This is a genomic window from Lysobacterales bacterium (assembly GCA_016721845.1).
Lineage (GTDB): Bacteria > Pseudomonadota > Gammaproteobacteria > Xanthomonadales > Ahniellaceae > JADKHK01.
In genome coordinates, this window is the sequence record JADKHK010000013.1 from 2,037,499 (window position 1) to 2,055,376 (window position 17,878).

The 17,878-nt window shown below is 65.4% G+C and carries 14 protein-coding genes and 1 other RNA gene; 6 read left to right on the plus strand and 9 right to left on the minus strand.

Annotation, left to right across the window (positions count from 1 at the left end):
* Window positions 1-63: 63 nt before the first annotated feature.
* The 4 genes from ftsL to rnpB all read right to left on the minus strand — a co-directional run bounded on the left by ftsL (window position 64) and on the right by rnpB (window position 2,237).
* Window positions 64-333, minus strand: coding sequence for a cell division protein FtsL (gene ftsL, locus IPP28_16650; protein ID MBL0042628.1), 270 nt, complete (start codon window positions 331-333; stop codon window positions 64-66).
* Window positions 330-1,247, minus strand: a complete 918-nt coding sequence (rsmH, locus tag IPP28_16655; GenBank protein ID MBL0042629.1) for a 16S rRNA (cytosine(1402)-N(4))-methyltransferase RsmH — start codon at window positions 1,245-1,247, stop codon at window positions 330-332. The genes ftsL and rsmH overlap by 4 nt, the downstream gene beginning before the upstream one ends.
* 44 nt (window positions 1,248-1,291) lie before the next feature.
* Window positions 1,292-1,738: a division/cell wall cluster transcriptional repressor MraZ gene (gene mraZ / locus IPP28_16660; protein ID MBL0042630.1), complete on the minus strand. Its 447-nt coding sequence runs from the start codon at window positions 1,736-1,738 to the stop codon at window positions 1,292-1,294.
* Between the two features lie 146 nt (window positions 1,739-1,884).
* Window positions 1,885-2,237: RNase P RNA component class A (rnpB, locus tag IPP28_16665), an RNA gene on the minus strand.
* A 173-nt stretch (window positions 2,238-2,410) separates the two neighbouring features.
* On the opposite strand from rnpB, the gene IPP28_16670 reads away from it, so the two are divergent.
* The 4 genes from IPP28_16670 (at window position 2,411) to IPP28_16685 (ending at window position 7,013) form a co-directional block, all read left to right on the plus strand.
* The gene (locus IPP28_16670; protein MBL0042631.1) at window positions 2,411-2,563 is read left to right on the plus strand and encodes a hypothetical protein; all 153 of its coding nucleotides are present in this window, start codon (window positions 2,411-2,413) and stop codon (window positions 2,561-2,563) included.
* A gap of 7 nt (window positions 2,564-2,570) precedes the next feature.
* A complete protein-coding gene (locus tag IPP28_16675) occupies window positions 2,571-2,975 on the plus strand; it encodes a sigma-70 family RNA polymerase sigma factor (GenBank protein ID MBL0042632.1) in 405 nt (134 codons plus the stop codon).
* The gene (locus IPP28_16680; protein ID MBL0042633.1) at window positions 2,962-5,610 is read left to right on the plus strand and encodes a tetratricopeptide repeat protein; all 2,649 of its coding nucleotides are present in this window, start codon (window positions 2,962-2,964) and stop codon (window positions 5,608-5,610) included. Before IPP28_16675 ends, IPP28_16680 begins: the two co-directional genes overlap by 14 nt.
* Window positions 5,611-5,759: 149 nt before the next feature.
* The gene (locus IPP28_16685) at window positions 5,760-7,013 is read left to right on the plus strand and encodes a hypothetical protein (GenBank protein ID MBL0042634.1); all 1,254 of its coding nucleotides are present in this window, start codon (window positions 5,760-5,762) and stop codon (window positions 7,011-7,013) included.
* A gap of 52 nt (window positions 7,014-7,065) precedes the next feature.
* On the opposite strand, the gene IPP28_16690 is transcribed toward IPP28_16685, so the two are convergent.
* From IPP28_16690 to IPP28_16710, 5 genes are all read right to left on the minus strand, one after another.
* Window positions 7,066-7,557 (minus strand): hypothetical protein, encoded by a 492-nt coding sequence (locus IPP28_16690; GenBank protein ID MBL0042635.1) that lies wholly within the window; start codon window positions 7,555-7,557, stop codon window positions 7,066-7,068.
* Window positions 7,558-7,661: 104 nt separating this feature from the next.
* Complete coding sequence (hydA, locus tag IPP28_16695; protein MBL0042636.1) at window positions 7,662-9,074, minus strand: dihydropyrimidinase; 1,413 nt, start codon at window positions 9,072-9,074, stop codon at window positions 7,662-7,664.
* Window positions 9,074-10,543, minus strand: a complete 1,470-nt coding sequence (locus IPP28_16700) for an NCS1 family nucleobase:cation symporter-1 (GenBank protein MBL0042637.1) — start codon at window positions 10,541-10,543, stop codon at window positions 9,074-9,076. The genes hydA and IPP28_16700 overlap by 1 nt, the downstream gene beginning before the upstream one ends.
* Window positions 10,543-11,808, minus strand: coding sequence for an NAD-dependent dihydropyrimidine dehydrogenase subunit PreA (gene preA, locus IPP28_16705; GenBank protein MBL0042638.1), 1,266 nt, complete (start codon window positions 11,806-11,808; stop codon window positions 10,543-10,545). The genes IPP28_16700 and preA overlap by 1 nt, the downstream gene beginning before the upstream one ends.
* A 10-nt stretch (window positions 11,809-11,818) precedes the next feature.
* A complete protein-coding gene (locus IPP28_16710; GenBank protein ID MBL0042639.1) occupies window positions 11,819-13,171 on the minus strand; it encodes an NAD(P)-dependent oxidoreductase in 1,353 nt (450 codons plus the stop codon).
* Between the two features lie 137 nt (window positions 13,172-13,308).
* On the opposite strand from IPP28_16710, the gene IPP28_16715 reads away from it, so the two are divergent.
* Window positions 13,309-15,438, plus strand: coding sequence for a diguanylate cyclase (locus IPP28_16715; protein MBL0042640.1), 2,130 nt, complete (start codon window positions 13,309-13,311; stop codon window positions 15,436-15,438).
* 100 nt (window positions 15,439-15,538) lie between these two features.
* Window positions 15,539-17,872, plus strand: a complete 2,334-nt coding sequence (locus IPP28_16720; GenBank protein ID MBL0042641.1) for a hypothetical protein — start codon at window positions 15,539-15,541, stop codon at window positions 17,870-17,872.
* The last annotated feature ends 6 nt before the right edge of the window (window positions 17,873-17,878 follow it).

Here is a 17,878-nt window from a genome sequence, read left to right on the forward strand (position 1 = left end):
GGCAGTTGACGGCCCTGCCGGGTGTTGGCGTGAGTCTTCTTCCCCCTCACAGCCACAGCTTCCTCAGTTTCTGATCACCACGGTTTCCGCAGGTCCTGGAAACACCATGCCCAGTTGCCCGCGGGCGATCTGCTCGAGTCGATTTGTGTCGGTCCAGGTCGCCTGCTCGAGCTGCAGTCGCCCAAACTCCGTATTCAATTCGTCGCGTTCGTTCTCGAGTTTCGACAACTCGATGAACGCGTGCCGGGCTTGTTGCCTGGCACTGACGACGCTGATGCCGCTGGCCACACAGGCAACCAGCAACATCGCCATCACCGCAGCACGGTCGCTCATCGCACCCGCTCCGCGGTCCGCAACACCGCGCTGCGAGCGCGCGGATTGACGGACAACTCCGCATCACCGGCGGTCACGGATTTCCCGATCACGCGGAAACGCAGCACGGCTTCCGGTGCGGGCGGCAAGCCGCGTCGCACCGGTACTTTTTCGGCATCGCCACGCATGAATCGCTTGACGATGCGGTCTTCGAGCGAATGGAAGCTGATCACCGCCAGCCGTCCACCTGCCTTCAATCGCGAAGCCGCGCCGTCGAGGCCGGCTTCGATGTCCTGCAGTTCGCGATTGACCGCGATGCGCAGCGCCTGGAATGTGCGCGTCGCCGGATGTTTCGCCATCCAGCCGCCACCGCCGAGCGCCTTCGCCACCACCGCAGCCAATTGCGCGGTCCGCGTGATCGGCTCGACCTGGCGTGCCGCCACGATGCACTTGGCGATGCGCCGGCTCTGCTTCTCCTCGCCCAACGTGAACAGCACATCGGCAATCTCGCGCTCGCTGGCCCTGCCGATCCACTCGGCCGCGCTCTCGCCCCGGGTGGGGTCCATGCGCATGTCGAGCGGCCCGTCATTCTGGAAACTGAATCCGCGCTCGGGCTGGTCGATTTGTGGCGAAGAAACGCCCAGATCGAGCAACACGCCGTCGAGTCCAGCCGCAGTCGCGTCCCAATCGGCCAGCGTCGCGAAACTGTCGTGTCGATACGCGACACGCGGATCACGCGCAGCCCATTCGGCCGCGACCCGGATCGCTTCCGGGTCCTTGTCCATCACCAGCAGGCGACCGGCCGGTCCGAGCCGCGCGAGGATCTCGCCCGCATGCCCGCCGCGCCCGAAGGTGCCGTCGAGGTAAACCCCGTCCGGCCGGACCGCGAGCGCTGCGAGCGTCTCGTCCCGCAACACCGGTACGTGCACGCCCATCTGCCCTTCCTTCCGTCCGACGTCGCGTTTGATCGCGCCGCCGTTCACAAACTCAGCTTCGACATCTCGGGCGTGACCGCGCTCTCGCCGATCGTCATCGCGATCTGGCGCTGATGCGCTTCTTCCGCCCACAACTCGAATTTCGATCCCATCCCGAGCAGCACGGCGTTCTTGCCGAGACCGGTCGCGCCGCGCTGGCTCGCCGGCACCAGCACACGACCATTGGCGTCGACATCGACATGCATCGCCGCACCGACCAGCTTCAATTGAAGATTGCGATGGGCGGCCACGGTGCGGCTGAGGCTGTTCACTTCGTCGCGGACCTTTTCCCAGTCGCGCACCGGCAACAACCACAGGCAGCCCTGCTCGAACGGGTTGTAGGTGAAGACCAGGCGATTCCCGCACTGCGACGCAATCAGCTCGCGATGGGCCGTCGGAATGGACATCCGGCCCTTGTCGTCGATCGTGATGGCAGTCTCGCCCTGGAACATATCGGCCCACTAAAACCCACGGAATTCCCGTTTTTCTCACGGGAACCCACCTTAGACCCGTGAGAAGAGGGCGTCAAGAACTGTGGCAGGGAATTTTTGCGGCCAAAAAAAGAAGGAGCGGCTGAAGGCCGCTCCTTTGGGATGAAGTGCGAAGCCGGCCGATAAGCCGGGTCCTGTCGTGGACCGTCATTCCTCTGGGCAACGTGTCACCACGTACCTCAAGCGATCTACCCGGGAACACGACGGGCCGCCGTATCGTTCCCCTATTTGATCTTGCTGCGGATGGGGTTTGCCATGCCACGCGGCGTTGACCCCGCGCGCGGTGCGCTCTTACCGCACCGTTTCACCCTTGCCACGCGCGCCTCGCGGCGCCGTTCGGCGGTCTGTTCTCTGTGGCACTTTCCGTCGGCTCTCGCCGCCCAGACGTTATCTGGCACCCTGCCCTGTGCAGCCCGGACTTTCCTCGATGCTTGCGCACCGCGACGGTCTGGCCGACTTCGCCCGCGCAGTGTAGCGATGTCGTGGCCCGGTTTCCCCCGCGGCTTCGTGTGCGCAGTCAACGGAGGTTGGCGATGGCATCAGGATCGACGTGCATTTGATGATCGGTGACGCAGGCCGGCATTCGCCTTCGGCGGACCCATGGCAACATCGGCCCGGTCCGGGAGCGCATGCATGGGTGAAATCACAGAGTGGCTGGGGCAGGCGTTTGCCGGCGATCGCGTCGCCGCCGATCGCGTCTTCAAGCGCATCTACACCGATCTGCACGACATCGCCGCGCGCCAGTCCAGGCAAGGATCCGCAGCGCGCAACCTCGCTGGTGCATGAGGCGTGGATGCGTCTCGCCGCCGCGGAGCATGTCGAGATGAATTCGCGCGCGCACTTCTTCGCGATCGCGGCACGTGCGATGCGCCAGATCACGATCGATCGCATGCGCCGGGAGCACGCCGAGAAGCGCGGCGGCGGCCTCGACATCACCGCGCTCGACACCTTGCTTCACGATGCCGCCGACCTGTCCGACGATGGCCAGCTGTTCGAGCTCGACCGCGCCCTGGCGGCACTCGAAGCGATCGATCCGGAGGCGGTGCAACTGGTCGAACTGCGCTATTTCGCCGGCTTGCCGCTGGATCAGATCGCGCCGCTGCTGGGCACCTCGGAGCGGACCCTGAAACGTCGCTGGCGCACGGCGCGCGCATTCCTGCATCGACAACTGGCGGGCGGCGCCGATGCCAGCGCCTGAATCCGGCGTCGACGCACGCCGCGCATTGCAGGAATTCGAGCGGTTGTCGGAACTCTCGACCGAGGCCTGCGCAGAGGCACTGCAGGCGTTGGCCGAGACGTCCCCGGCGCTGGCGGCCGAAGTGCGCGCCCTGCTTGCGGCCGATGCCGCGCAGGGCTTGCTCGATCGCGCCGCGCCGCTGACCGCGGTGGTCGAACACGAGTCGGAACATGCGCGGCTCGACCGCAGCAACGAACGCATCGGCTCCTATCGGCTGGTTGAACGCATCGGTCGCGGCGGCATGGGCGATGTCTATCGTGCCGTTCGCGATGCCGACGGCTTCAATCAGATCGTCGCGCTGAAGCTGCTGCGCCGCGGTCTCGACTCCGAGGACATCGTGCGCCGGTTCGTGCAGGAGCGGCGCATTCTGGCGCGCCTCGAACATCCGGGCATCGCGCGCATGATCGATGGCGGTCTCAGTGGCGACGGGCTGCCCTGGTTCGCGATGGAGCTGGTCGACGGCATTCCGATCACCGAGTTCGCGCGCGGCCGCTCGCTCGGGCTCCGCTCGCGCATCGAACTGCTGCTCGCCGTCTGCGATGCGGTGGACTATGCGCATCGGCGCCTGATCGTGCATCGCGACCTGAAGCCGTCGAACGTGCTGGTCACCATGGACGGCGCCCCGCGCCTGCTCGACTTCGGCATCGCCAAGCTGCTCGATCAGGACGAGACCAGCGCGCTCACTGGCACCGGCGTGCGACTGCTGTCGCCGGCTTACGCGACTCCCGAACAGCTGGCCGGCGAGCCGGTCGGCATCACCACCGATGTGTATGCGCTCGGATTGATGCTCTACGAGCTACTCACCGACACCCTGCCGCAAGCACGGCGTGACGGCACCCTCGCGACTTTGCATCAGGCAGTGCAGGTCTCGCCGGTGGCACCGAGCGCCTCCGGAACACAGGGGCAGACCAGCATTCGCCTGCGCGCGCTGGCCGGCGACCTCGACACGATCACGCTCAAGGCGCTCGCGCTGGAGCCCGACCGTCGCTATGCCTCGGCGGCCGCGTTGGCGGACGATCTGCGCCGATACCTCGATGGCCATCCGATCGCCGCCCGACCGGATACCTTGAGCTATCGCGTCGGCAAGTTCGTGCGGCGTCATCGTGGCGGGGTGGCTGCGGCACTGGTGAGTGTGATGGCGCTGGTCAGCGGCCTCGGCTTCGCGCTCTGGCAAGCCGACCTCGCCCGTGCGCAGGCGCATCGCGCCGATGCCGAGGCACAACGCGCCGAAGCACATCTGCTGCGTGCGACGGAACTCGGTGCGCGGACGAAGCGCGTCAAGGAGTTCCTGATGTCGGTCTTCCAGCAGGAGGATCCGCTGCGCCGTGACGAACGCGGTGCCTTGACGATGACCGAAGCCTTCGAGGATGCACTGAAGCGCATCGACACCGAACTGGTCGACGACCCCAGCCTGCGCGTCGACCTGCTCGATGACTTCGGCGAGATCCTCGCCAACCAGGGCCGGTTCGACGAGGCCGAAACGCTGTTCAAGCGTGCGCTCGCGCTCGCGGAGAAGACCCACGGGCCTGACCATCCCGCGGTCGCCGAGTCGCTGTTGAACCTCTCGGTGGTGGCACATTTCCGCGGTCGCGACGACGGCAGCAAGCAGCGGCTTCAGCGCGCCATCGGCATTCTCGAACAGAGCGCCGAGACCGACCCGGAAGCGCTCGCCAACGCCCTGAGTTCGATGGCGGCCGTCCAGCGCGGCGAAGGCGACCTCGTGACCGCCACGGCGAACACGCGGCGTGCCGCCGACCTGCTGTCCAAGCATCGCAGTGGCAGCACCGTGCATCTGGCAGCGCTGTACAACCTGTCGATCCTGCTGATCGACCAGGAACAATATGACGAGGCCGAGCCGCTGATCCGCGAGGTCGTTGCGCTCACCGAGGCCAATCAGGGCAAGAATGCGGCGCCGCTGGCGATGCTGTTGTCCAGCCTTGAACAGGTGCTCGCGCACCGTGGCGCGTTCGACGAAGAGTTCGCCGTCGGCGCGCGGCGGCTCGAGATCGCGCGCAAGAATCTTCCCGCAGATCATCCCTGGCTGGCCGGCGCCCTGGCCAGCCATGGCTGGCAGTACGTGCAGAAAGGCGACTGGCCGCAGGGCGAGCAGATGCTGACGGATGCGATCGCGATGCTCCGTCGCAATGGCGACACCGACACCAGTCTCCTCGGTGCCCTTCGCCAACTCGGCGAAAGTCAACGACGTCGCGGCGAAGTCGGCTTGGCGTTCGCGACATTCGAGGAAGCCTATGCCCAATGTCGCGAAACCGGTGCGACCAACAACCTGATGTGCGCGACCATCCGCGCCAATCGCGCAGGCGCCGACGCCCTGCGCGGCAATGGCGCAGCTGCTCTGGCCGAAGCCGACCTCGCGCTCGCCGAGCTGCGCGAACGATTCCCCAATTCCCATGACGAACAGGCGCAGGCCCTGGAATCCCGTGCGGCGGCCTTGTTCGCGTTGTCTCGCCACGACGACGCCGTAACGGCACAGCGAGAAGCCGTCGCGCTGTTTCAGCAGATCTACGGTGGCGCCACGCGCCCGGCCGCCCAGGCCAGCCTTGACCGTTACCTCGCGGCTGCAGCGGCTGCAAATTGAAGGAAGCCCTGTCGGCCGGCATGCAAGGCGCCCGTTCAGGCGGCCGAAAGGACAACTCAAGTCATTGATTCGAGAATATTTTTTTCTGCCCGATGAGTGGCACGCGATGTGTTGCATCGTGTTCGCGACCTTCATCGGAGGCAACGACCATGAACCGTCCACTGCAGTCCTTGATCTTGGCCCTGCTCGCGTCCGCAGGAACGATCTCGGCATCGGCGACCGCACTGTTCACGATCAACGCGGAAGCGGCGAAATCCTCGCTCACGCAAGAGCGTGCGTGGGTCGTCACCGTCGATCCCGGGCTCGATCTCGCCGCTGCCCACACACTGACCTTGAACCTGCCCGGCCACGCACCGATCCAGGCCGACCGGCTCGACCAGCAAGTGCACGACGGCGGCTTGACCTGGCATGGCCGCGCCGGCGGCAAGCCGGTGACCTTGACGACGCAGGGTGGCCGACTGCACGGCGACTTCCACGTCGGACTTGACCACTACGTCCTGTCGTCGGAACGCGGTCGGACCGTGCTGTCGCTGAGCAGCCGCTTCGACACGCACCGCGATGTCGAGACCCCCGCACCGCGCATCCAGACCCATTCGCCGACGCAACCGGCGCCACCGAAATCGCTGAGCCAGGCGATCGACATCCGCATCCTCGTGGCTTACACGGGTGCAGTGGCGACCGCATCGGGCAGCACCTCCGACCTGGCCTCGGCGGCGCAATTCATGGTCGGACAATTGAACACCATCTACGCGAGCAGCGTGGCGTCCGACATCCAGTTCACGCTGGCCGGCCTGCATTACGTCGGCTACGACGACGGCATCGACAGCGCCGTCCTGCTCCAGCAATTCGCCAATGACGCCAGCGTTGCCCAGGCGCGCGATGCGGCCGGCGCCGACATCGTGGTTCTGCTGGTGGAACACAGCGACTTCAGCGGCCGTGCCTACATGCCGAATACCGTCAGCGTCGACAATGCGCCCTTCGCGTTCGCGCTGGTCACGCGCAGCTACGGTCTGAACTACTACACGTTTGCGCACGAAGTCGGTCACGTGATGGGTCTCGACCATGGCGGCAGCGGCCCGAGTGGCGGCGCCTATGCCTGGGCTCAGGGCCATATCGGATATGTCGACAGCGCCGCGGGCTATCCCGAGGGATTCGTGACCGTGATGGCCAACATCGGGCTGTGCGGCGGCACCCCGCCCTGCCATCAAGTGCCGTACTTCTCGAATCCGGAATTGACCGATCCCGAACCACCGGTGCGCGGTCGCGCGCTCGGCGTCAGCAATGTCGCCGACAGCGCCAGGGTCCTGCGCGATGTCGCCAGCACCGTGGAGATGTATCGCGGCGCATGGACCGACGATGAGCTGTTGTACGCAAACTTCGAGGAGTCCGATCCGACGCATTGACGCCGGATCGGGACGCCGGGCGGCGGTCTCTGCCGCGCCCGGCGCGACGTCGTCAGACGCGGAAGAAGCGCAGCAGCCCGAGCAGCACCGCACGCACCTGCGCGGGCGCCGTGGCGGCATCGAGGGTCTGTCCGTTGACGACCAGCTGGCCCGACAGGTCCGGGCCTTCCTCGGCATTCTTCACGATCTTCAGATCGACGAAGCTGATCGTGACCTGCTGCGAATTGCCGTTGCCGTTGTTGCCGCCGGCATTTCCGGACAGGGTGATCGCGCCATCGTAGGTCACGGTCACCAATTCTCCGTCGCGCACCACTTCGCGCGAGACGGTGCCATCGACGAAGCGGGTCTCGGCGCGCGGATGGAAGTTGGTGAAGCGGGCTTCCGCGACGCGGCTGCCGCTGTCTTCGCCGAGCGCACCCGCCGACTGGATGATGGCGCGGCCATTGAAGTCATCGCTGATCGTGGTCGTGCGCTCGAACGTCAGCGCGCTGGCCGTCAGGGACGCGGCGGCCAGCGCCAACGCCAACAAGGTCTTATTGAACATGATCGTTTCTCCGATTGTGGGATGACGAAGCGACCTTGGCCTTCGGTCGGCTTCGAACACCCACAACGCGGACGATCCGGATCGGTTGACGAGCGCCTACCCGTTCACGGTGTTCGCTTGCGCACCGCCTCGTAATAGGTGCCACCCAACGGGCGCGGGACGTAGCGGCCGTGGCCGCGTTGGGCGCGGAGGTCGCCGTGGATCCAGGCGAGGTGGCCGCGGGTGAAGGTGTGCGTGGCGATGCCCTGGACGGTACGGCCTTCGAAGATGTTGTAGTCGACGTTCTGGTGGTGGGTCTTCGCCGAGATCGTGCGCGAGCCGTTCGGGTCCCAGACCACCAGGTCGGCATCGGCGCCGATGCGCAGCGAGCCCTTCTTCGGGTACAGGTTGAAGATCTGTGCCGCGTTCGTACTGGTCACCTTGACGAATTCGTTCGGGGTCAACTTGCCGCTGTTCACGCCGTAATGCCAGAGCACCGACATGCGGTCCTCGATGCCGCCGCAGCCATTCGGAATCTTGGTGAAGTCGTCCTTGCCCGCTGCTTTTTGCGGCGCGCAGAAGCAGCAATGGTCGGTCGCGGTCGTGTGCAAATGCCCGGCCTGCAGGCCTTGCCACAGCGCCTTCTGGTGCTCGGGTGCGCGGAACGGCGGGCTCATGACGTGTGCGGCGGCACGAGTGAAATCGCTGTCGCGATAGACCGAGTCGTCGATGACCAGATGTCCAGCCAGGACCTCGCCGAACACGCGCTGACCTTCGTTGCGCGCACGCACGATGGCTTCGAGCGACTGCCGCGCCGAGTTGTGCACGATGTACAGCGGCGCGCCGAGCACTTCGGCGATGCGGATGGCGCGGTTCGCGGCTTCGCCTTCGACCGATGGCGGCCGCGACAACGGATGCCCCTCCGGCCCCGTGATGCCACGCGCCAGCAACTGCTTCTGCAGGCGAAACACCAGTTCGCCATTCTCCGCATGCACGGTCGGCAAGGCGCCGAGTTCGAGGCAACGCGTGAAGCTGTTCACCAGCACTTCGTCGTCGCACATGATGGCGTTCTTGTAGGCCATGAAGTGCTTGAAGCTGGACACGCCGTGTAGCGTGGCGAGCTCACCCATCTCGCGATGCACCGAATCGTCCCACCAAGTCACCGCGACGTGGAAGGAGTAATCACCGGCGGCTTTCTCGGCCCATCCGCGCCATTCACGGAACGCCGCCAGCAGCGACTGCTGCGGATTCGGAATGACGAAGTCGATGATGCTGGTGGTGCCGCCGGCCAGACCCGCCGCGGTGCCCGAGTAGAAGTCGTCGGAGGCCACCGTGCCCATGAACGGCAGTTCCATGTGCGTGTGCGGATCGATGCCGCCCGGCATCACGTACTGGCCACCGGCATCGATCACTTGCGCGCCATTCGGTGCCTCGAGGTCTTCGCCGACCACGGCGATCACGCCATCGCGGATCAGCAGGTCGCCGCGCACGCTCAGTTCGGCATCGATCAGGGTGCCGCCACGAATCAGGGTGTCCATCATTTCTCTCGCTTCGAAAACAGAAGATAGATTGCCGCAGCGACAAACAGACCGACGAACCATGCATACGCGTAGATCGCGTCGAAGATCGCAGGCACCGTTTCGACGAATCCGGCAGCGTGCAGGAAGCCGGGCAGGTTCGGCAGCACGCCGAGAATCAATGCGAGGAAAGCGACCGGATTCCAGCCGCCGCGATAGCTGTAGCGGCCGCCTTCCTTGTAGAGCTCTTCGGTATCCAGCTGCATGCGACGGATCATGAAGTAGTCGACGAGCATGATGCCGGCGACCGGGCCGAGCAGGGCCGAATAGCCGATCAGCCAGGTGAAGATGTAGCCGTCGGTGCTGGCCAAGATCTTCCAGGGCATCGCCAGCAGGGCGATGCCGGCCGTGATCAGCGCGCCGGCCCGATAGCTGATGCGGCGCGGCGACAGGTTCGAGAAATCGTAGGCCGTACCCACGAGATTGGCCGCCAGGTTGCAGCACATCGTGTCCAGGGTCAGGAAGAACAGCGCCAGCACGACGGCGAGGCCGGAAAAGCGGCCGGCGAGCTCGACCGGGTCCCAGATCGCGCTGCCGAACAGCACCACCGTCGCCGCCGTGACGATCACCGACATCAGCGCAAGCAGGGCCATCGGCAAGGGCAGACCGATGCTCTGGCCCACCAGTTGGTCACGCTGCGAACGCGCGAATCGCGTGAAGTCCGGAATATTCAGTGCCAGCGTCGCCCAGAACCCGACCATCGCCGTGAGCGACGGCCAGAACGTGTGCCAGAACAGGCCTTCCTTTTTGCCGCCCGGCTCGAACTGCGAGGGTGCGGCCATGATCTCGGAGAAGCCTCCGGTGGCATTCAATGCCCACCACACCACCAGCGCGCAGATCACGATCTTGATCGGCGCGGAAATCGATTCCAGCCAGCGGATCGATTCCGTCCCGTGCACGACGAAATACAGCTGCAGCAACCAGAACCCGACGAAGCAGCCGAGCTGTCCGGCGTCGATGCCGAACCAGGGCAAAGGTGCACCCTTCAGCGCATCGAACGCGAGAATGTTGACCAGCGTGTAGATCGCCAGACCGCCGAACCAGGTCTGGATGCCGTACCAGCCGCAGGCCACGATGGCGCGCAACAGCGCCGGCACCTTGGCGCCCTGCGTGCCGAACGATGAACGCACCAGCACCGCATAGGGAATGCCGTACTTCGCCCCGGCATGGCCGATCAGCAACATCGGCACCAGCACGATGGCATTGCCGAGCAGCACGGTCGACACCGCTTGCCAGGGCGACATGCCCTGGTCGATCAGGCCAGCCGCCAGCGTGTAGGACGGGATACACATCACCATGCCGATCCACAACGCGGTGTAGTGGTACCAGGTCCAGGTCCGGTCGTTCTTCGCGGTCGGCATCAGATCCTGGTTGATCAGATCCAGACTGACCGGCGGCGCCCTGTCGTAGTCCATCGCCTTCGACCGCATCAGGCCTTCTCCGCCATCGGATTGTTCGGGTGCGTGGTCCAGTTCTGGAACGAACCATCGTCGACGCGTTCCATCGTGATGCAGTCGTCGACCGGGCAGACGTGCATGCACAGGTTGCAGCCGACGCATTCAGCGTCGACCACCTCGAAATGGCGCTTGCCGTCCTTCTCGCGCAGGATCGCCTGATGCGCGGTGTCCTCGCAGGCGATGTGGCAGAGCCCGCACTGGATGCACAGATCCTGGTTGATGCGCGCCTTGATGTCGTACTTCAGGTTCAGGAATTTCCAGTCGGTGACGTTCTTCGTGGCGCGGCCGCGGAAGTCCTCGATGGTCTTGTAGCCCTTGCTGTCCATCCAGTTCGACAAGCCGCTGATCATGTCCTCGACGATGCGGAAGCCGTAATGCATCGCTGCGGTGCAGACCTGCACGTTGCCGGCGCCGAGCGCGATGAATTCGGCGGCGTCGCGCCAGGTGCCGATGCCGCCGATGGCGCTGATCGGCAGACCCGCCGTCTGCGGATCGCGCGCGATCTCGGCGACCATGTTCAATGCGATCGGGCGTACCGCCGGTCCGCAGTAACCGCCATGCGTGCCCTTGCCGTCGACGGTCGGGGTCGGCGCCATCAGATCGAGGTCGATCGTGGTGATCGAATTGATCGTGTTGATCAGCGACACCGCATCGGTGCCGCCCTTGTGCGCCGCACGCGCCGGCCAGCGGATGTCGGTGATGTTCGGCGTCAGCTTGACGATGCAGGGCAGCTTCGAGTGTTGCTTCACCCAGCGCGCGACCATCTCGATGTATTCGGGCACCTGCCCGACCGCCGCGCCCATGCCGCGTTCGCTCATGCCGTGCGGACAACCGAAATTCAGCTCGACCGCATCGGCACCGGTGTCTTCGACCATCGGCAGGATGTATTTCCAGCTCGCCTCGTCGCAGGGCACCATCAGCGACACGATCATCGCGCGATCCGGCCACGCCCGTTTCACCTCGCGAATCTCGTCGAGGTTGGTGCGGAGCGGACGGTCGGAAATCAGCTCGATGTTGTTCAGACCGGCCATGCGCTGGCCGTTCCATTGCACGGCGCCGTAGCGCGAACTCACGTTGACCACCGGCGGGTCGAGCCCGAGCGTCTTCCAGACCACGCCACCCCATCCGGCCTCGAAGGCGCGGATGACGTTGTAGGCCTTGTCGGTGGGCGGCGCGGACGCCAGCCAAAACGGATTCGGCGATGTCACGCCGACGAAATTGCACGATAGATCGGCCATGTGACGTTCCTCAGGCCTGGGTCAGATGGGCATGGATCGCGGCGGCGGCATGCTTGCCATCCGCCACCGATTGCACGGTGAGATCGGTCTTGCCGCCGACGCAGTCGCCACCGGCATAGACGCCGGCGAGACTGGTCGCGAAGTTCGCGTCGACGGCGATGCGGCCCTTGTGCAGGCGCAACAGTTCGACGCCTGCTTCGGACAGTCCGTCGCTGCGCATCACCTGTCCGATCGCCTTGAGCACGACATCGGCATCGAGGTCGAAGAATTCGCCGCAACCGATCAGCTTTCCGGCGTCGATGCGCGTGTGTTCGAAGCGGATGCCGGCGACCACGCCATGGCGTTCGATCAGTTCGGTCGGCTGCGCGTAATGAATCACGTGCACGCCTTCGGACTGCGCGAACGCCTGTTCGTGGTCGGTCGCGCTCATCGCGTCGGCGCCACGGCGATAGACCAGGGTCACGCGTTCGGCGCCGAGCCGCTTGCTCTGCACGGCCGCGTCGATCGCGGTGTTGCCGCCTCCGATCACCACCACGCGTCGCCCGACCGGCAACGCCGCCTTGTCCGCGACCTGACGCAGTTCGGCGATGAAGTCGACCGCATCACGCACGCCGGGCAGCGATTCATCGGCGATGCCGAGCGCGTTCACGCCGGCAAGGCCAAGCCCGAGGAAGACGGCATCGTATTCGCGGCGCAGTTGCGACAATTGCAGGTCGCGCCCGAGCGCCTTGCCGTATTGCACGCGGATGCCGCCGATCGACAGCAACCACTCGACTTCACGCTGCGAGAAATCGACGACCTTGTAGGCCGCGATCCCGTATTCGTTGAGACCCCCCGGCTTCGGGCGCGCCTCGAATACTTCGACCTCGTGCCCGCGCAGTGCCAGCGCATGCGCGCAAGCCAGCCCGGCCGGACCCGCGCCCACCACGGCGATGCGCTTGCCGGTGCGTTCGGCGCGCGTGAACAGCTGCACGTCCTGCTCGAACACCCAGTCGGTCGCGTACCGCTGAAGCGCGCCGATCTCGACCGGCTTGTCTTCCGGATCATTGCGCACGCATTCGCCTTCGCACAGGATCTCGGTCGGGCAGACACGCGCGCACTGGCCACCGAAAATGTTGGCGTCGAGGATCTTGCTCGCCGCACCGACGAGATTGTCGGTGCTGATGGCGCGGATGAAGCCCGGGATGTCGATCGCCGTCGGGCAGGCCTGGATGCAGGGCGCGTCGTAGCAGAAGTGACAACGACTGGCCTCGATCAGTGCGCGTTGCCGATCGAGCGGCGGCGCCACGTCGGAAAAATTCGTCGCGAGTTGTGCCGGCATCAGCCGACCGGCCGCGATGTCCCCGGTTTCCTTTCTGGCCATGTTCCCTCCGCAATGGCAAAGAATGTTTTTATTCGCAATGTGCCATTGGCGCAAGCGGCGTCGCAATGCACGACGGCCATCGACACACGCACGAGCGCACTCCAGAATCGGCCCCTACCTCCATGGGAGAAACGTGCATGCACCGGTTGCGACGTGGCGCACTGGTCGGCCTGCTGCTGGCGGCGTCGGGTACTGCGGCCCTGGCACGCTCGGCATCCGCCGAGCCGGCCGAGTCGATCCGCGCGCTGATCGTCGAAGCCGAAGCCGCCGGAACACGCGACCTGACTGCCGCTGCGGAGATGGCCAGGCAGGCCTACGACCGCGCCGAAGCCATCGCCGATCGTGGTCTCATGGTGTACGCCCAGTTGACCTGGGCGGACGCGCTGCTGAAGGCGCGCAAGCTCGACGAGGGCGACGCGCTGCTGAAGAGGATCGAAGCGAGTCTCGCGCATGGCACCGACCCGGCCACCGAAGCCCGCGTGGTCGTGCTGCGCGCGCGCTGGTTGCGCGACCTGAACCGGATCGACGACGCCGAGGCGGCCTTCGAGCGCGCGACGGCATTGGCCGAACGTGCCAAGGACGAAGGGCTGGTCGCGATCGTGCTGAACAGCCACGCCGCGATGTTGTGGCGGCAAGGCCATCCCGAGCGCGCGATGCCGATGCTGGAACAGGCGCTGACGACCAACCAGCGCCTCGGTCGCGAGGGCGAAGCAGTCAAGAACCTGTCGTACCTGTCCTTGATCGCGCGTGACCGCGGCGACTACGACCTGTCGCTGAAATTGAATCGCGACATCCTCGATATCAGCCAACGTCGCGACGATGCGCGGGGCGTGGCGGTGGCCGCGAACACGATCGGCCTGCTGCTGGTGCATCAGGATGAATTGCGCGCCTCGCTCGACTATTTCGAACGCGCGGCCGAGGCCTATCGTCGCGTCGGCGACCCCTCCGGCGAAGGCCCGGCGCTGGCCAATGTCGGCACTACCCTGGTGAAACTGGGCGATCTCGACGCCGCGCGTCCGCCGCTCGATCAGGCGCTGTCGCTGAGCCAGCACACCGACGACCCGACGGCGGAAGTGATCGCGCGCAGCGGTCTGGCAGAACTTGCGCTGCGCAAGCACGACATGGCCGAAGCCGAGGCGCAGTCGCTGGGCTCGCTGGCGGCGTCCAAGCGGCAACCTGCGGCATCGCCGAATGTCTCGGCGCTGCGCGTGCTCGCCGCGGTCCGACGTTCGCAGCAGCGCACGGAGGAATCCGTGACCCTCGGTCGCGAGGCTTTGGCATATGCACGTCGCCAAGGCCGTCTGCGTGACCTGCGCGACACCCTGCAGGAATTGGCCGGCGACCTGTCGGCGACCGGACGCCATGCCGAGGCCTACCAGATGCAACTGGAAGCGACCGGCATCATCGGTGCGATGCGCGATGCCGAAGTGCGCCGCGAAGCCGCGCGTATCGAGAGCGAGTTCGAAGCGCATCGCCAGGAAGCCGAATTGAGCGCGCAGAAAATGCGCATCGGCGCGCTGGAACAGCAGGCTTCGCAGCAACGCTCGATTCGGCTGTTGCTCGCGGTGGCGCTGGTGAGCGTGGCCTTGCTGGTGCTTGCCTTGCTCAGCCGGATGCTGATGAAGCGTCGTGGTGAACATCTGCTGCGGGCCCAACACGCCGAGATCGAGCGGGCCAACCGCGAGCTCGCCGAAGCCGCCGACACCGACGTGCTGACGCGCGCCCGCAATCGCCGATACTTTCATCTGCAGTTGATGCCGATGCTGCTGCAGCGCGCCGCGAATGCCGAATCGTTTTCACTGATGTTGATCGATGCCGACCGTTTCAAGTCGATCAACGACAATCACGGTCACGACGTCGGTGACCAAGCACTGATCGCGATTGCGCAAGCCTGGCGCTCGGTGCTCGGCGCGACGGACACACTGGTGCGCTGGGGCGGCGAGGAATTCCTGATCGTCAGCCAGAGCGATGAGTTGGCGACGGCATCGCTGATCCAGCGCGGCCTCGCAGCGACCCGCGACACCCGAGTCGATGCACTGCCGACCTTGCAGCTGTCGGTGTCGGTCGGCTGGGTCGCGGGGCCCTGGCGGGACGCCGAGGTCTCGACCCTGCTGCAGATCGCCGACCGCGCCATGTTGCTCGCCAAGCGCGAAGGCCGCGATCGTGCCATCGGCGTGCATCATGAATCGCCCTTGCGACTCGACAGCGGCGTCATTCCCGAAGACTTGACGATGGTGCCGGGCGTTGTGCTGCGGCGCATGCAGTAGGGCGAAAGACGATCACTCAGTGACGGCCTGTCCTTCGTCGGTGGTGTCGGCGCCAGTGCCGGGCTATCGTCGCGACACTGTTCGCAACAGGAGTGCCGCGATGCGCAACGAATCTTCCACCGCGTCCCTGGGCTGGCGCGTGCTGTTCGCACTGACGGCCTCGCTGGCCCTGATCCCGATGGCGTTCGGGGCGGCACCGCAAACCGTCATCAACGGCCCTCTGGGCAGTGGCAAGTTCGGTGACCGCGTGGTGATCCTGCCGAATGGCAATCTGGTGGTCGTCGATCCAACCTGGAACACCGTCGGCGCCGTCTACTTGTTGCGCCCGGATGGCACCCAGATCAGCGTCGTCACCGGTGGTACGCCGAACGACTTTGTGGGACAGGAGGGCATCACGGTGTTGCCCAGCGGGAATTTCCTGATCAAGAGCATCAACTGGCAGAACGCCGGAGCACCGAGAGTCGGGGCAGTCACCTTTGTCGATGGCCGAAGCGGGCTCAACGGCGTCGTGTCGGCCGCCAATTCGCTCATCGGAAATGCTGCCGAGAGCCGCGTTGGCGTCGGCAACGTGATCGTGCTCGTCAACGGCAACTATGTGGTCGTCAGTCCCAACGCCGTGATCGCCGGCATCACCAATGCCGGCGCCGTGACCTGGGGCAGTGGCCAGACCGGCGTAATTGGTACCGTCTCGGCCGCCAACTCCCTGGTCGGCGGCAGCGATGGTGACTTCGTTGGCCTTGATGGCGTCACCGGATTGACGCAAGGGCACTATGTCGTTCAGTCGCCACTGTGGACGAACCCGACGACAGGCATCGATGGCGTCGGCGCAGCCACCTGGTGCAATGGCAACATCGGCTGCGTTGGCCCGGTGACGAGTGCGAATTCACTGACTGGCAGCCAAGGGGCCGACCTGGTTGGAACCGACGTGCTCGCTCTTCCGAACGGCAACTACGTCGTGGGCTCATCGCGATGGGCGAATGGCGGCACGCTCGAAGCTGGCGCGGCCACTTGGTGCAATGGTGCCAGCGGCCGTACCGGGGTGGTCAGCGTCAGCAACTCGCTGGTCGGCAGCAACCAGTCGGATGCAGTCGGCGCATCGCTTCGCACCCTGGCCAACGGCCACTACGCCGTCTTGAGCGCAGGTTGGAGTAATGGCGCAGCGGGCGGCGCCGGGGCCGTCACCTGGGGCAACGGCAGTACGGGGACCAACGGTGTCGTCAGCACCGCCAATTCAATCGTCGGCACTTCGCCGGGCGACCACGTCGGCTTCAAGTTTCTGGCGCTGAGCAATGGCCACTATCTGGTCGGTTCGGACGATTGGGACAACGGCGCAGAATTCAATGCGGGCGCTCTGCGTTGGGCCAATGCTGACGGGAGCAGTGTCGGGGCGCTGACGGCAGCCAATGCATTGGTCGGTACTCGAGCCGGCGACTTCTCTCAGAGTTCCGTGATCGAAGTAGGTGTCGGCAATTATCTGATTCTCGCGCCGAGTTGGGACAACGGCCCGGCCGCGACCAACGCCGGCGCGGCAGTTTGGGGCGACGGAACATTCGGAGCCATTGGTGCGATCTCGGCAGCGAATGCGCTCGTCGGCGTACGCAGCAACGACGTCGTCGGCACCGGCGCGGTTCGTCTCGCCACCGGCCATTACGTCGTGCGATCGCCCGGACTCAGCACGGCCACGACCAGCGCGATCGGCGCCGCAACCTGGGGCAACGGCAGTAGTGGAACGACCGGCATCGTCTCGTCGGCGAACTCGCTGGTGGGGGTGCGCAGCAATGATCGAGTGGGGTCCGGCGCAGCCGTATCCCTGGCCAATGGCCACTACATGATTGGCTCAGAAAACTGGAACAGCGCTACCAACACGGGGGTGGGTGCGGTCACCTGGGGCGACGGCGTCACCGGGACGATCGGCGAAGTCGCTGCCACGAACTCCCTGACCGGCAGCAAGATCAGCGACGCCGTCGGCAGCCTGCTGACGCCGCTGCCGAACAGCCGCGTCCTGGTCGGCAGCGGCTTGTGGGACAACGCATCGCAGATCAACACTGGCGCGTTCACGTTGCTCGATGGCAATACGCCAATTTCCGGATTCAGCGTCGGTGTTGGAAACTCGTTCATCGGCACGGCGGCAGAGAACAGGGTCGGAAACGTTGGCCAGATCGTTGAGGGCGACAACCGCATCCCCGCCCGTGTTCCACTATGGGATACCGGGGTCGTACCAGTGAATACCGGAGCCGTCTGCCTGCTCGACGGCAACGCGCCGCTGATCGGCGCGGTCAACGCATCCGACTGCGTGCTCGGTACGGTGGCGGGCGGCGGCGCGTCAATGAATACTGCCTACGAACTGACACAGCAGATGCTCGTCGTTGGCATACCGGCCGAGAACAAGATCGTGATCTTCGGCAATCGTCTGCTCAGCGACAGTTTCGAGTAAGCCGTC